The organism is Micromonospora sp. NPDC002575, from assembly GCF_042889525.1.
Lineage (GTDB): Bacteria > Actinomycetota > Actinomycetes > Mycobacteriales > Micromonosporaceae > Micromonospora > Micromonospora carbonacea.
This window is the reverse complement of record NZ_JBIARA010000003.1, coordinates 288,866-301,247: the sequence shown is the minus strand read 5'-3', so window position 1 is coordinate 301,247 and position 12,382 is coordinate 288,866. Positions and strand designations below refer to the sequence as shown.

11 protein-coding genes are annotated in these 12,382 nt (G+C 74.7%); 4 read left to right on the top strand and 7 right to left on the bottom strand.

Annotated elements, in window-relative coordinates; genetic code table 11:
- The first annotated feature begins 355 nt into the window (after window positions 1-355).
- Window positions 356-1,318, top strand: coding sequence for a TIGR03557 family F420-dependent LLM class oxidoreductase (locus ACFYWL_RS06965; protein ID WP_386968419.1), 963 nt, complete (start codon window positions 356-358; stop codon window positions 1,316-1,318).
- Between the two features lie 546 nt (window positions 1,319-1,864).
- On the opposite strand, the gene ACFYWL_RS06960 is transcribed toward ACFYWL_RS06965, so the two are convergent.
- From ACFYWL_RS06960 to ACFYWL_RS06930, 7 genes are all read right to left on the bottom strand, one after another.
- A complete protein-coding gene (locus ACFYWL_RS06960; RefSeq protein WP_386968416.1) occupies window positions 1,865-2,551 on the bottom strand; it encodes a hypothetical protein in 687 nt (228 codons plus the stop codon).
- Between the two features lie 41 nt (window positions 2,552-2,592).
- On the bottom strand, window positions 2,593-3,408 hold the full coding sequence (locus ACFYWL_RS06955) for an endonuclease/exonuclease/phosphatase family protein (protein WP_386968414.1): 816 nt from the start codon (window positions 3,406-3,408) through the stop codon (window positions 2,593-2,595).
- A gap of 3 nt (window positions 3,409-3,411) precedes the next feature.
- Window positions 3,412-4,902 carry a phosphatase PAP2 family protein gene (locus tag ACFYWL_RS06950; protein ID WP_386968411.1) on the bottom strand — a complete coding sequence of 497 codons (1,491 nt, stop codon included), beginning with the start codon at window positions 4,900-4,902 and terminating at the stop codon, window positions 3,412-3,414.
- Window positions 4,903-4,936: 34 nt separating this feature from the next.
- Window positions 4,937-5,926 (bottom strand): YihY/virulence factor BrkB family protein, encoded by a 990-nt coding sequence (locus ACFYWL_RS06945; RefSeq protein WP_386968409.1) that lies wholly within the window; start codon window positions 5,924-5,926, stop codon window positions 4,937-4,939.
- A complete protein-coding gene (locus tag ACFYWL_RS06940; protein ID WP_386968798.1) occupies window positions 5,919-6,878 on the bottom strand; it encodes a diacylglycerol/lipid kinase family protein in 960 nt (319 codons plus the stop codon). The genes ACFYWL_RS06945 and ACFYWL_RS06940 overlap by 8 nt, the downstream gene beginning before the upstream one ends.
- A 164-nt stretch (window positions 6,879-7,042) precedes the next feature.
- Window positions 7,043-7,633 carry a Clp protease N-terminal domain-containing protein gene (locus tag ACFYWL_RS06935; RefSeq protein WP_386968406.1) on the bottom strand — a complete coding sequence of 197 codons (591 nt, stop codon included), beginning with the start codon at window positions 7,631-7,633 and terminating at the stop codon, window positions 7,043-7,045.
- Complete coding sequence (locus tag ACFYWL_RS06930) at window positions 7,633-7,869, bottom strand: HTH domain-containing protein (protein WP_043962604.1); 237 nt, start codon at window positions 7,867-7,869, stop codon at window positions 7,633-7,635. Before ACFYWL_RS06930 ends, ACFYWL_RS06935 begins: the two co-directional genes overlap by 1 nt.
- Before the next feature lie 157 nt (window positions 7,870-8,026).
- On the opposite strand from ACFYWL_RS06930, the gene ACFYWL_RS06925 reads away from it, so the two are divergent.
- From ACFYWL_RS06925 to ACFYWL_RS06915, 3 genes are all read left to right on the top strand, one after another.
- Window positions 8,027-8,911 (top strand): universal stress protein, encoded by an 885-nt coding sequence (locus ACFYWL_RS06925; RefSeq protein ID WP_386968404.1) that lies wholly within the window; start codon window positions 8,027-8,029, stop codon window positions 8,909-8,911.
- Between the two features lie 124 nt (window positions 8,912-9,035).
- Window positions 9,036-11,438, top strand: a complete 2,403-nt coding sequence (locus tag ACFYWL_RS06920) for a phosphoketolase (RefSeq protein WP_386968401.1) — start codon at window positions 9,036-9,038, stop codon at window positions 11,436-11,438.
- Window positions 11,435-12,295 carry a universal stress protein gene (locus ACFYWL_RS06915; protein ID WP_386968399.1) on the top strand — a complete coding sequence of 287 codons (861 nt, stop codon included), beginning with the start codon at window positions 11,435-11,437 and terminating at the stop codon, window positions 12,293-12,295. The genes ACFYWL_RS06920 and ACFYWL_RS06915 overlap by 4 nt, the downstream gene beginning before the upstream one ends.
- Window positions 12,296-12,382 lie beyond the last annotated feature (87 nt).

Here is a 12,382-nt window from a genome sequence, read left to right as displayed (position 1 = left end):
GGTCAGACCCCGTGCCCGGCGGGGGTGCGGTGGTGGTGACGAAGAAGGCGGCTGGCCCGTCAGCCGCCGTCCGGCTCCGCGACGGCGCAGGCATCAGCGTAGGCCGATCGATCAGACAGGGCAACCGGTTCAGTGACTCGCCACTCAGGCGGGACGTCCTGTGGCGGCTCGCGGGGCAGCGAGCCGCCACAGGTGCGCTCATCCCCACCACAGGATGCGACGCCCCCAGCCTGAACCGGTTAAGGCCGGACCTTACCACTCAGAGCCGCCCCGTCAAGGCCACCACGGCTGTCGAGGGTTGACCGACGCCCACCGGGGTATGCGGTGTGGATCGGGAGAGCAAAGGAGAATCGCCATGGTCAACGTCGGCTACACCCTGATGTGCGAGCAGGCCGGGCCGAAGGAACTGGTCGACTACGCGGTGCGTGCCGAGGCCGCCGGCTTCGACCAACTGGTGATCTCCGACCACTACTATCCCTGGCTCGACTCCCAGGGCCACTCCCCGTACGCCTGGTCGGTGCTCGGCGCGGTCGCCCACGCCACCAGCCGGGCCGAGCTGATGTCCTTCGTGACCTGCCCGATCCGCCGCTACCACCCCGCGGTGGTGGCGCAGAAGGCCAGCACGATCGGGGCGCTGTCGGACGGCCGGTTCACCCTCGGCCTGGGCGCCGGGGAGAACCTCAACGAGCACGTCGTCGGCGGCTGGCCGCACGTGCAGCAGCGGCACGAGATGTTCGAGGAGGCGCTGCAGATCATCCGGCCCCTGCTGAACGGGGAGACGCTGACCTTCTCCGGCAACCACTTCGACGTGCCCGACGCGTACGTCTGGGACCGGCCCGACCGTCCGGTGCCGATGGCCGTGGCCGCGTCCGGCCGGCAGTCGGCGACGCTCGCCGCCGACTACGGCGACGGCCTCGTCGCCACCGAGCCCGACGCCCACCTGATCCAGATGTACGACGACGCGGGCGGCGCGGGGCAGCCCCGGTTCGGCCAGGTCGCCATCTGCTACGGCCCCGACGAGGCGGAGTGCCGCAAGATCGCGCACGACCAGTTCCGCTGGTTCGGCATGGGCTGGAAGGTCAACGCCGAACTGCCCGGCCCGGACTCGTTCGCCGCCGCGACCCAGTACGTCCGCGAGGACGACGTCGCCGAGGGGATCTCCTGCGGCCCGGACACCGACCGGCACGTCGCGGCGTTCAAGAAGTTCGTCGACGCCGGCTTCACCCACGTGGCGCTGGTGCAGGTCGGCGGCGACACCCAGCCGAGGTTCCTCGACTGGGCCCGGGAGGAGCTGCTTCCCCGGCTCCGCGAGCTGTGACGGGGCCACGGCTCGCCCTGGCCCCGTCCCTCCGAAAGGTGGCCTGATGCGCATCGGCAACACGGAGATCCGCCCGGCGGGCGGGGGCCTCGGCTGCCTACTGATGATCCTCTTCTCGATCCTCGCGTCGATCGCGCTGACCGTCCTGGTCAACCTGGTCTGGTAGGGCGGCGGCGCGGCCTCGGGGCGGCCGGATCGTCGGCCGGGTGGCCGGCCGGCGACGGCCGGCCCGCTACCCGCATCACCGGTGACTCAGCGCAATCCGCGCGCGCGGCGACTCCGGTACCGCCAACCCCTTTGCTCTGCACCCACATACGCACCACTCACGCAGCGCAACGGACCGGCTCGCCCCACGCGGTCCGCGGCCCTCGCTGCTGCGCAGCTCGCTGCCGTGGTGCGCCGATGGGTGCAGAGCAAAGGGACCGAGGGAACTTCGGTCGTGTCGCTGGCGCATCACGCAGAGCGAAACCACCCGCCCCGCAGCCGGACGCCGCCACCCGTCACGGAAGGTGACAACCGCCGGGACGACGCCGACCGGAGGCAGGGTCAGGGGCGCAGGTTCAGGGCGGCCAGAACGGCGCGGGTGGCCTGGCGGACCGGGGTCACGACCGACGCGTTGAGCCAGCGGGCCGCCGGGGTGACCGTGACCCGCCAGGCGGCGCGCAGGGCGCGGCCGAGCGGGGCGACGGTGTGCCGCCAGGCCCAGCGCAGCGCGCGCCCGACCGGGCGCAGCAGCAGCCGGTGCAGGGCGCGCAGGATGCGCCCGGCGAGCCGCCAGGCGTAGGACAGGGCCGTCCACAGCAGCCGCAGCAGCCACCACAGGCCGCGTCCGAGGGCCGCCAACGCCGGGCCGAACAGCCGCCCCACCAGGCGCAGCAGCGGCACCAGCAGGTGCCGGATCAGCCAGTCGACCACCACCACGGCCACGCGCGCCAGGGGCCGGACGATCGTCCGGAACACCCAGCCCAGCGGACGCCACACCAGGTGCCGCGCCAGCCAGGCCAGGGGCACCCAGACCAGGTGGTACGCGAGCCAGGCGAGCGGGCGCAGCACCCAGGCCCGCAGGGCCCTGCCCAGCGGGCTGAGCAGCCAGCGGTGCAGCAGCCGGCCGGCCGCGACGAGCAGCTCCCACAGCAGCCGCACGGGCAGCACCACGACCAGGGCGACGCCCCGGGCGAACGCGGAGACCAGCGGGGGCGGCGGCTCGGGGCGGGTGGTGGGGCGACCGGTCACGCGGCGAGCGTAGTGGCCCGCGGCAACCGCGCGGGCGGCGGTCAGGCCGGGTGGAGGTCGAGGTCTGCCAGCACCGGGTAGTGGTCGGAGGCGTGCTCGGTGTCGCCGCCGCGCACGACGACGCAGGACCGGGCCAGCCGGGCCAGCCCCGGGGTGCCGAGGAGGTAGTCCAGCCGCATGCCGGAGAACTCCGCGCCGCCGCCGTGCCGCGTCGGCGCGGTCGCTCCCTCGTCGCCGGGGACGAGCGCGGCGTACAGGTCGACCAGGCCGGCGGCGGCGAGCCGGGCCACCGCCCGGGTCTCCACCGTCCGCCCGTCCCGGCGCAGGTGCCGACGCCGGTACGCGGCCGGCAGCCGGGCGACGCGGTCGGTGTGGTCGACGCCCGGGGCGAGGGTGTTCAGGTCCCCCGCCAGCAGCGCCAGCGCGCCCGGCCCCGCGCCGGGGACCCGGCCGACGGCCGCCGCGAGCCAGCCGGCCTCGACCCGCCGCCGCAGCCCCGAGTACGGGTCGAGGTGCGCGGCGAGCACGGTGAGCGGCCCGGCGTCGGTGGCCACGGTGACGCGTACGGCGGCGTGGTGGAACGGGCGGCGGACCGGGCCGGCCGCGAGGACCCGCAGCGGCGCGCGGACCAGCACCGCCACGGGCTGGCCGAAGCACGACCGGGCCAGGTGCGGCTGCATGCCCACGGCGGCGGCGAAGCCGGCCAGCACGCCGCCGGAGTCGAAGCCGCGCAGCTCCTGCGCGGCCAGCAGGTCCGGCCGGTGCGCGGCGACGACCCGGGCCACCCGGCCCAGGCGGCCGGGACCCGTCCGGTCCCGGCCGCCGGTCTTGATGTTCCAGGTCATCACCCGCAGCATCGGTCAGTCGGGGCGGCCGGCGGTGGCCAGCTCGTCGCCGAGCTCGTCGACCTGTTCGGACTCGATCGCCGGCCGGTTGCCCTCGGCGAGGTCGGCGTTGGGGCGGATCACCCAGTAGAGCAGGCCGATCCACAGGGCGCTGAGCAGGATCGCGCCCAGGAAGTCTGTCGGGTGGTGCATGCCCCGGTACATGCGGGAGACCGCCACCCCGACCGGCATGACCACGGCGGCGGCCACGAACAGCCACCGCCACCAGCGGTCGGTGCGGGGGAACACGATGAGGGCGATCGCGAGCCAGAGGCAGATGGTGGCGGCGATGTGCCCGGACGGGAACGACGAGGTGGGCATCTGCCCGTCGAGGTTCTCCACGGGCGGGCGGGGCCGGTCGACGGCGCGGGCGGCGGCGAGGAAGAGGGTCAGCTCGCCGAACATGGCCAGCGCCACGAAGAGCACCGGCCGCCAGCGCCGCCACACGGCGAGCACCAGCGGGCAGAAGACCAGCGACACCAGCAGGATCGCGTGGGTGTCGCCGAACTTGCTCCACCACCAGCTCAGGTCGGTCACCGCGTCGGTGTGCCGCTGGGCGAACCAGCGCGGGACCTCGGCGTCGAGGGCGCCGAGGAACGTGTCCTTGGCGTGGTAGCTGACGAACATGCCGAAGGCGTACAGGGCACCGAACACCAGCACCCAGCCGACCAGCAGTTCGGCCACGGCCGAGCGGGGGTGCTCCAGCACGTGTTCCTCGGCGGGGGCCGGGGCGATGTCGCGGCCCGCCTCCGGCTCCAGGCCCTCGGTCAGCGGCGGCACCGGCCGGCCGCGCTCGCGCCGCCACAACCGGAAGGCGTACGCGGTGACGCCCAGCCAGGCCGCGCCGAGCAGCCAGCCGCCGAGCACGTCGGAGACGAAGTGCACGCCCAGCGCGATCCGGGTCAGCCCGATCAGGGCCACCAGCACGGCGGCGACGGCGATGGCGGGCCTGCGCCAGCGGGGCGCCATGGCGGGGAGGAAGACCAGCAGGATCGCCCCGTACGCGACGAACGAGCCGAGGGCGTGGCCGCTGGGGAAGCTGTTGCCGGGGGCGCTGGCCACCGGCACGTCCACCACGGGTCGGAGCCGGCCGACGAGGGTCTTCAGCGACGGGTCGAGGATCAGCCCGCCGACCCCGGTGATGATGAGATAGACGGCGAGCCGGGCCTGGCGGCGGATCAGCAGCCCGATCACGGCGACGCTGACCAGCCAGATCAGCACGGGCCGCCCGCCGAGGTCGGTGACCGCCTGCAACACGGTGACCAGGGCGTGGTGCGGGGCGACGAGCCCGTTGAACCACTCGGCGGCCTCGTGGTCGGCGTGCTGGAGCGGGCTCCACCGGAAGCGCACCAGCATCAGCAGCAGGCCGAAGGCGGCCCCCGCGCCGACGACGGCCACCAGCCCGGCGATGCTCCGCTCGGCGAAATGGCCGACCGGCCGCCGCGCCGCCTCTTTGACCGCGGTCACCCCGCACCTCCCTTGTCGGCTCTGGCGTGGCGCTTTACCCGATCCGGGCCTCCCGTACACCGGGGGTGTCGCCGGGCTGCCACAGGTCCGGCCGGGCCGGCTCGGGCACGCCGATGCGCATCGCCTCCAACTGGGCGGCGAAGGCCAGGCCGCCGAAGAGCGCCATGCCGGTGAGGTTGGCCCAGAGCAGCAGCGCCATCATCCCGGTCAGCGCGCCGTACGTCTGCCCGAACCCGTCGCTGAACCGCACGTACGCGGCGAGCAGCAGGCTGGCCAGCCACCACAGGGCGGTGGCGATGCCGGCGCCGAGGAACAGCCAGGACAGGCCGGGCTGCTTGCGGCGGGGGGTGTGGCGGAACAGCAGGGCCACGGCGAGCACGGTCAGGCCGAGGCTCAGCGGCCAGCGGACCACGTCCCAGGCGAAGGTGGCGACGTCGCCCCAGGCGTAGTTGCGGCGTACCGAATCGCCCATCGCCCCGCCGCCGACCAGGATGAGGAACCCGGCGAGGGCCGGGACGCCCGCGACGAGCGCGAGGACGGCGGCCCGCAGGTATTTCCACAGGGCCGGACGGTCCCGCTCGACGCCGTAGATCCGGTTTGCGCCGCGCTCGATCTGCGCCATCGTGGTGGTGAGCGCGACGAGGCCGGTCAGCAGGCCGAGGGTCAGCGCCAGCTCGCCGGCGTCCTCGGTGCGCTCGCCGGCGTCGAGCAGGTCACCGACCACCTGCTCGCTCTGCCCGGGGGTGAGGGCGAGCACGGTGTCGGCGACGACCCGGCCGCCCTCGTCGGCGCCGAGGTCGGTGATCAGGCCGGTGAGGGCGATCAGGAAGGGCACCACGGCGAGGCAGAGCTGCAACGCGAGGGCGCGGGAGTGGCTGAACCCGTCGCCGTAGCGGAACCGGACGAAGGCGTCCCGCAGCAGCCGCCAGCCGCCGTGGCGGCGCAGTGTGTGCCAGGCGTCGTCGGCGGAGAGCTCCTCGTCGGCCATGAGCCGGGTCTCGGGCACCATCCTGGTGCTACTCACGGCGGGCCTCCTCGACCAGCTCCTCGCCCCGCTCCCCGGCTGCCTCGGCGTCGGCGGCCAGGTCGGGCGCCTCCTGCGGCTGCGGCACGCAGAGCCAGAGGGCGCGGGGGCGGATCTCGGCCGCCAGCCGCCGGCCCGGCGCGATGAGGTCCCCGTCGAGCTCGCGCGGCTGCGCCCGGTTGCTGGTGACCTCCACCCGCCGGGCGCGGTGGACCTCCATCCGGGGCACGCTGCCCCGGCGGCGCACCAGCGCCCAGCCCATGGCCAGCCAGTGGCGCAGGGTGCGCGGGGTGAGCACCGCGACGTCGAGCCAGCCGTCGTCCGGTTCGGCGTCGGTGAGCAGGGTGACGCCGCCCTGGAGGCGGCCGACGTTGGCCACCAGCACCGAGCGGGCGCGGCGGCGCAGCGGCGGCCGGTCGTCGATGCGGATGGTGACCCGCATCGGCCGGTCGCGCAGGTGCCGGGCGGCCCCCATCACGTACGCCGGCCAGCCGATGCGGGCCTTGGTCGTCTCGGAGGTGGCGTCGAGCATCTGGGCGTCGAAGCCCATCCCGGCCATGACGGTGAAGTAGGCGTCGTCGACCGCGCCCACGTCGAGCTGCCGGCGGCCCCGCTCGACGGCCACCTCCAGCCCGGCGGCCAGGTCGGTGGAGAGGCCGAGGTTGGCAGCGAGCAGGTTGCCGGTGCCCTGGGGCAGGACGGCGAGGGCCACGTCGGTGCCGACCAGCGCGCTGACGCAGGACATCACGGTGCCGTCGCCGCCGCAGGCGAAGACGACGTCGACCCCGGCGGCGACGGCCTTCTCGGTCTGGCCCCGGCCCGGGTCCTCCGGGGTGGTCTCGAACCACAGGGGCGCCGGCCAGCCGGCCGCGCCGAGCGCCCCGTCGACCGTGTCGCGCAGCGCGTCGAGGTCGGCGACCTTCACCGGGTTGACCACCACGGCGGAGCGCAGCCCGCCGTGGTGGCCGGCCGCACGCGCGCCCGGCGTCGAACGCCTGTTCTGCTCAGCATCCACGGCGTCAGTGTGCAGCAACTCGGTACGGGCGGCGAGCCGGCGACCGGTGAGGTTGCGCGCACCGAAAACAGGTTTACGGGGCTGGAGTGCCCGCAGTGAAGCTAGGCCGCGGCCCGCAGGGCCAGCTCGACGCGGCGGCGCAGGTCGTCCAGGTCGAGCCCGGCCTCGGCGAGCACCAGCGCGGCCGGGCCGCCGCCCTCGCGCAGCAGCCCGAGCAGGATGTGCTCGGTGCCGATGTGCCGGTGCCGCAGCCGCAGCGCCTCGCGCAGCGAGAGTTCCAACGCCTTCTTCGACCGGGGCGAGAACGGGCCGCCGGGCCGCCGCCGCTGCCGCTGCCGCCACCCCCACCGGCGGCGCGGGGCGGGCACCGCCGCACGCAGCGCGTCGGGGCCGAAGGACTCCTCGATCCGGGCGACGATCGCGGCCAGGTCGATGCCGATCTCGCGCAGCGCGGCGGCGTCGGCCTCGGCGAGCCCCGCGTCGCCCTCGGCGGTGTGCCGGGCCACGGCGGCACGCAGGTCGGCGGCGCGGACACCCGCGGCGGACAGCACCCGGCTCGCGAGGTTGTCGGGGTCGGCGAGGACGGCGAGGAGCAGGTGCTCGGTGCCGATGGGGCGCCGCCCGGCGGCCCGCGCCTCGTGGGCGGCCTGCCTGACCACCTCGCGGGCCCGGTCGGTGAACCGTTCGAACATCATTCCTCCCAGGTGCTCGGGACCGCCGGTCGCCCGGCGTGCTTCTTGTGGACCGCCTGCCGGCTGACCTCCAACGCGTCGGCGATCTCCTGCCAGGACCAGCCCTGCCGTCGGGCGTTGTCCACCTGGACCACCTCCAGCCGTTCGAGCAGCCGGCGCAGGGCGCGCACGGCACGCAGGCCGACCCGGGGATCGGTGCTGCCGGCCGCCGCCGCGAGTTCCGTCGCGTGACTCATGGTGTCAACATACGTTGACAGCGCGGTTGCGTCAACCAGAGTTGACAGCAGCGCCGGCCGGGCCGGCCCGATACCGGCCCCCGCCGGGCCGCCGGCCACTACGCTCGGTTGCAGGGATCGGACCCGCCGTGCGCGCCTGTCGGGGAGGTGAGGCCGGATGACCCCACCCGCCGACGCGCCCGTGGTGGCCGCGCTCGGCTCGCCGGAGACCGCCGGGCAGGTCGTCCGGCTGGCCGCGAGGGAGGCCGCCGGCCACCGCCGCCCGCTGCGCCTGTTGCACGCCTTCAACTGGTCGGCCGCGCTGGAGGCCCCGTCGGTGCTCGGCCCGCGCGCCCAGGCCGAGGAGCTGCTCGAACGGGCCGCCGCAGCCGCCGGCGAGGAGGAACCGGCGGTGCCGGTCAGCGGCGAGATCGTCGAGGGCGCGCCCGTCGCCGCGCTGGTCCGTCGCTCCGAGTCGGCGTTCCTCGTCGTCATGGGCGACGGCGGGATGTCCCGCTGCGGCACGTGCATCCGCGCCGACGCGCCGGCGGTGGAACTCGCCGCCCGCGCCGGCTGCCCGGTGCTGGTCGTCCGCCCCGAGCCGCCGCCGCAGGGCCCCGTCCTCGTCGGCGTCGACGGTTCGGCCAGCTCCCGTACGGCGCTCGCGTTCGCCTTCGGCTGCGCCTCCCGCCGGTCCGCCCGGCTGCTCGCCGTACGGGTCGTCGAGCCGCCGCCCGAGGACCGGCCGCCCGACGCCGCCGGCCGCCCGCCGGGCCCCGACAAGGACGAGGCGCACGACGCGCACGCCGAGCTGGCCGAGCTGGTGGCCCGGTGCGGACGCCGGCACCCGGAGGTGTCGGTCGAGTGCCACGTCGTCGTCGGCGACCCCGGCGCGGTCATGGTCGGCCAGTCCCGCTCCGCGCAGCTGACCGTGGTCGCCGCGCGGGGCGACGAGCCGCTGCGCGGGATGCTCGGCGCGGTCAGCCAGTCGCTGCTCTACCACTCCCCCGCCCCGGTCGTCGTCGTCCGCGGACTGGTTTCCACCGCGCCGGGCGGGGCATGACGTCCCCACGGTCCGGGACCAACGGCCCTGATCGATCTCCGCCCGCGCCGCGAAGCTGGACGTGGCCGGGGGAACCCGGCGCACCGGATGCGAGCGTCCCCGACCCGCGAGAGGCTTACGCAGCATGGACACCGCTGTAGACCTGCACAGCCCCCTGACCGAAGACGAGCTGCGCCGGCTGGACGCATACTGGCGGGCCGCGAACTACCTGACCGTCGGGCAGATCTACCTGCTGGACAACCCGCTGCTGCGCGAGCCGCTGCGGCCCGAGCACGTCAAGCCCCGCCTGTTGGGCCACTGGGGCACCAGCCCGGGCCTCAACCTGCTCTACGCCCACCTCAACCGGGTCATCGTCAACCGGAAGCTGCCGACGATCTTCATCACCGGCCCCGGTCACGGCGGCCCCGCCCTGGTGGCCAACACCTGGCTGGAGGGCACCTACAGCGAGCTGTACCACTCGGTGAGCCGCGACGAGACCGGCATGCAGCGGCTGTTCCGCCAGTTCTCCTTCCCCGGCGGCATCCCGAGCCACGTGGCGCCGGAGGTGCCGGGTTCGATCCACGAGGGCGGCGAGCTGGGGTACGCGCTGAGCCACGCCTACGGCGCGGCGTTCGACAACCCCGACCTGCTGGTCGCCTGCGTCATCGGCGACGGCGAGGCCGAGACCGGCCCGCTGGCCGGGAGCTGGCTGTCCAACGTCTTCCTCAACCCGGCGCGCGACGGGGCGGTGCTGCCCATCCTGCACCTCAACGGTTACAAGATCGCCAACCCGACCGTGCTGGACCGCATCCCCACCGACGACCTGCTGGACATGATGCGCGGCTTCGGCTACCAGCCGTACGTCGTGGCGGGCGACGACCCGGCCACGGTGCACCAGGCCCTCGCCGCCACCCTCGACCGGGCGGTCGACGAGATCGCCGCCATCCAGCGCCGGGCCCGCTCCGGCGCGCCCGGCGAACGCCCCCGCTGGCCGATGATCATCCTGCGTACGCCGAAGGGCTGGACGGGCCCGGCGGCCGTCGACGGCAAGCAGGTGGAGGGCACCTACCGCGCCCACCAGGTGCCCATCGCCGAGGTGCGCGACAACCCGGAGCACCTGGCCGAGCTGGAGCGCTGGCTGCGCAGCTACCGGCCGCAGGAGCTGTTCGACCCCACCGGCGCGCCCGTCGCCGAGCTGACCGCCCTGCCGCCGACCGGCGACCTGCGGATGAGCGCCAACCCGGTCGCCAACGGCGGGCGGGTGCTGCGCGACCTGGAGCTGCCGGACTTCCGCCGGTACGCCGTCGACGTGCAGCAGCCCGGCGAGCCGGCGGCCGGCGCGACCGGGGTGCTCGGCGCGTGGGTCCGTGACGTGATCACCGCCAACCCGCGCACGTTCCGGCTCTTCGGCCCCGACGAGGTCGCCTCCAACCGGCTCGGCGCGGCCTTCGAGGTCACCGACCGGGCGTTCGTCGCCGGCCGGGTCGACGGCGACGACCACCTCTCCCCCGACGGCCGGGTGATGGAGGTGCTGTCGGAGCACCTGTGCCAGGGCTGGCTGGAGGGCTACCTGCTGACCGGCCGGCACGGCATCTTCACCAGCTACGAGGCGTTCATCCACATCGTCGACTCGATGGTCAACCAGCACGCCAAGTGGCTGAAGGTGACCCGGGGCATCCCGTGGCGGGAACCGGTGGCGTCGCTGAACTACCTGCTGTCGAGCCACGTGTGGCGGCAGGACCACAACGGCTTCTCGCACCAGGACCCGGGCTTCATCGACCACGTGGTCAACAAGAAGGCCGAGGTGGTGCGGGTCTACCTGCCGCCGGACGGCAACACCCTGCTCTCCACCATGGACCACTGCCTGCGCAGCCGGCACTACATCAACGTGGTGGTGGCCGGCAAGCAGCCCGCCCCGAACTGGCTGACCATGGACGAGGCGATCCAACACTGCAGGCGCGGCCTGGGCATCTGGGACTGGGCCAGCACCGACGAGGGCACGGAGCCGGACGTGGTGCTCGCCTGCGCCGGCGACGTGCCGACGCTGGAGACCCTCGCCGCCGCCGACCTGCTGCGCCAGCGGCTGCCCGAGCTGAAGGTGCGGGTGGTCAACGTGGTCGACCTGATGCGCCTCCAGCCGCCGTCGGAGCACCCGCACGGCCTGCCCGACAACGAGTTCGACACCATCTTCACCCGCGACAAGCCGATCATCTTCGCCTACCACGGCTACCCGTGGCTGATCCACCGGCTCACCTACCGGCGCGCCAACCACGACAACCTGCACGTGCGCGGGTACAAGGAGGAGGGCACCACCACCACGCCGTTCGACATGGTGATGCTCAACGACCTGGACCGCTTCCACCTGGTCATCGACGTGATCGACCGGGTGCCGGGGCTGGCCGCGCGGGCCGCGCACCTGCGGCAGGAGATGGTGGACGCCCGCCAGGCGTGCCGCGACCACACCCGCGAGTACGGCGAGGACGACCCCCGGGTCGCCGAGTGGCGGTGGATCCGGGAGACCGACACCGAGCTGAGGAGCGGAAAGTGAACGGTGACGAGATCCTCGTCGGCTACGACGGCTCCGCCGACGCCACCGTCGCCCTGAACTGGGCGCTCGACGAGGCCGAGCACAGCGGCCGGCCGATCCGCCTCGCGTACGTCTTCGAGTGGGTGACCGTGGCCGGCTGGGTCGGCCCCGGCGTGGCCCCCGGCATCTGGCCCGACGAGACCGCCCGCCGGCAGGTGGAGGAGCTGGTCGGCAAGGCCGCCTCCGACGCCGCCGCCGCGCGGCCCACGGTGACCGTGCACGGGGAGGTGTTCGACGGGCCGCCGGCCCTGGTGCTGGAGGAACGCTCCGCCGAGGCGGGCCTGCTGGTGCTCGGCAGCCGGGGCCACGGCGGGTTCGGCGGCCTGCTCGCCGGCTCCACGGCCGTGTCGGTGACCGCCCACGCGCACTGCCCCGTGGTGGTGGTCCGCGACGGCGACGCCCCCGCCGGGCGCACCGGCCGGGTGGTGGTGGGCGTCGACGGTTCCGACACCTCGCTGCTGGCCCTCGGGTTCGCCGTCGAACGGGCCGCCCAGCGGGGCGTGCCGCTGCACGTGGTGCGGGCCTGGGAGCCGTCGGCGGACCGGGGCCTGGGCGCCGACGACGCGGCGGCGGCCGAGCGGGCGGCGCTGGACGAGCCGCTGGCCGGCTGGCAGAAGACGTTCCCCGACGTCGCGGTGACCGTCGACGTGGTGGCCGCCCGCCCGGCCGGCGCGCTGGTCGAGGCGAGCCGGGACGCCCAGCTCGTGGTGGTCGGCAGCCGGGGCCGGGGCGGGCTGCGCGGCATGCTGCTCGGCTCGGTCGGCCAGCAGCTCCTGCACCACGCGCACTGCCCGGTGGCGGTGGTCCGCGAACGCTGACGCCGAAGGAAGGGCCCCTTCTTAACACCGCTGTTAACAAGGGGCCCTTCCTCTACAGAATGCGTTAACAAGGGGCCCTTCCTTGCA

Bases quoted from the DNA above. Each gene is read 5' to 3' on its own strand.
- ACFYWL_RS06965 (WP_386968419.1), top strand. From the start codon at position 356: ATGGTCAACGTCGGCTACACCCTGATGTGCGAGCAGGCCGGGCCGAAG.
- ACFYWL_RS06955 (WP_386968414.1), bottom strand. From the start codon at position 3,408: ATGCTGCGGGTGATGACCTGGAACATCAAGACCGGCGGCCGGGACCGG.
- ACFYWL_RS06935 (WP_386968406.1), bottom strand. From the start codon at position 7,633: ATGTTCGAACGGTTCACCGACCGGGCCCGCGAGGTGGTCAGGCAGGCC.
- ACFYWL_RS06930 (WP_043962604.1), bottom strand. From the start codon at position 7,869: ATGAGTCACGCGACGGAACTCGCGGCGGCGGCCGGCAGCACCGATCCC.
- ACFYWL_RS06925 (WP_386968404.1), top strand. From the start codon at position 8,027: ATGACCCCACCCGCCGACGCGCCCGTGGTGGCCGCGCTCGGCTCGCCG.
- ACFYWL_RS06920 (WP_386968401.1), top strand. From the start codon at position 9,036: ATGGACACCGCTGTAGACCTGCACAGCCCCCTGACCGAAGACGAGCTG.